This window comes from Paenibacillus sedimenti, from assembly GCF_014534655.1.
Lineage (GTDB): Bacteria > Bacillota > Bacilli > Paenibacillales > NBRC-103111 > Paenibacillus_E > Paenibacillus_E sedimenti.
The window spans coordinates 1-1,792 of the sequence record NZ_JACVVD010000039.1 but is presented as its reverse complement, the minus strand read 5'-3'; the positions used below and the strand labels follow the sequence as shown (position 1 = coordinate 1,792).

1 protein-coding gene is annotated in these 1,792 nt (G+C 45.4%); it reads left to right on the top strand.

Annotated features, from left to right (window positions below; translation table 11 throughout):
- The first annotated feature begins 114 nt into the window (after positions 1-114).
- Positions 115-1,398, top strand: a complete 1,284-nt coding sequence (locus ICC18_RS33270) for an IS110 family RNA-guided transposase (protein ID WP_188178676.1) — start codon at positions 115-117, stop codon at positions 1,396-1,398.
- The last annotated feature ends 394 nt before the right edge of the window (positions 1,399-1,792 follow it).

The following is a 1,792-nucleotide window of genomic DNA, read 5'->3' as shown; positions in this document are numbered from 1 at the left end:
AACTAAACATTCCTGTATAGCCTAAGAAATGGGCTTTGTCAAAAAAGGAGCGCCTCGGTATGATGGGTTTGTCGACGGGTAAACACCCAACACCATCAAGGAGGCGCTCTTACTATGAAGTTTAAACAAACGGATGGACAAAATCAACGGATTGAACGAATTACTACATCTCATCTTATTATTGGTATCGATATGGCTAAGGAAACTCACGTCGCTCAAGCCACTAACTATCGTGGAATTGTGCTCACTAGCCAACATCTGTCATTCAAAAACACTCTGCAAGGGTTTGAGAAATTACAACGTTGGATTGAAGGTTTACTACTAAAACACCGGCTTAAGAGCATTTTAATCGGCATGGAACCAACGGGGCACTACTGGTACAACTTGGCCAACTGGCTCTTAAAAAAGAACATCGAAGTCGTTCTGGTAAACCCAGCTACGACGAAGCGAAATAAAGAAAATCGAGATAACAGTCCTTCTAAAAACGACCCAAAGGATGCCTTAGTCATAGCAGATGTTGTGAGCCGAGGTTACTACTACGAGTACACCCGGCAAGCTCCCCAATTTCAGCGATTACGTACCATCATGAGCGATCGGGAATTTTGGAGCGGTAATAGTATTCGCCTTCAGAATCGGTTAACGCGCTGGTTGGATATTTACTTCCCCGAATATACTTCAGTGTTTAAGGATTGGAGTTGCCCAAGATCCATGGCAACCCTAAAAGAGTTTCCATCTCCGCTTGATTTGCAAGGGAAATCGACGGAAGAGGTCATTACAGGCTGGAGGAACCATATGAGACGAGCTGCAGGTACAACGGGCATTCAGAAAGCCGCTGAACTGCTAGCTAAAGCAGCCCAGAGCGTCGGAGAGCAGTCTGTATCCCTCCAAGAGGCCAAACAGGATTTACAACGCTTAATCGAAGAGTACGAGCGAATTACCGCCATGCTAGACCAAATTGAACAGGATGTCGCAACGTTACTTGGAGAGATTCCGCTAGCCAACCAACTTCGCTCGGTAAAAGGTCTCGGTACGATCTATATCGCAGCGATTCTGTCTGGAGCTGGTGATTTAAAGCAATATGCCCATGGTCGTCAACTATTGAGGAAAGCCGGCTTAAACCTTGCGGAAAGCAAGTCAGGGATGCGAACAGGCCAAATCATCCTCTCCAAACGAGGAGATGCCGCCCTTCGAAAATATATGTACATGGCGACTCTTACCCTGGTGGGAACAAATCCTGTATTTCGGCATTTGCATGAGAATAATGTACAAGTTAAACACATGAGTAAGAGGCAGTCTGTGTTCAAACTCATTGGAAAACTAGCAAGAATTCTAGTCGGAATGGTGCAACAAGACGAGTTGTTCACACCAGAAAAAGTTGTCCACATGAACGCTGCCTAATATAGGTATGTAATGAGATGATCGTACATTGAATCATTCGTAGGATTTCAGACAAAGAAAGCACGGAGGACCGAGTTCGTTTCCCATAAGGGCACAGACCCATCAGCTAAACGCTATCGGGCTCCACACCTTGGACAGGTGTAACGAAGGAATGTAAGGGCATCGACCCGTAGAGTCATGGGATGGTTAATCACCAGGGGAATTGTGGAGGATGCGTGCAGTAGATAAGCGCTTGGGGAAATATCCCAGATGTTTCTTCTGTTCCCGCATGCCTTGATAGGACATCTGATGGTTGTCTCTAGTACTCTTCCTTAAGACCTGTATATTCAGAGTGATGAAATCCTGCGAATGATTGAGTATATGAGAGATAAACGCTTAATACTGAGGGACGGGA

Bases quoted from the DNA above. Each gene is read 5' to 3' on its own strand.
- ICC18_RS33270 (WP_188178676.1), top strand. From the start codon at position 115: ATGAAGTTTAAACAAACGGATGGACAAAATCAACGGATTGAACGAATT.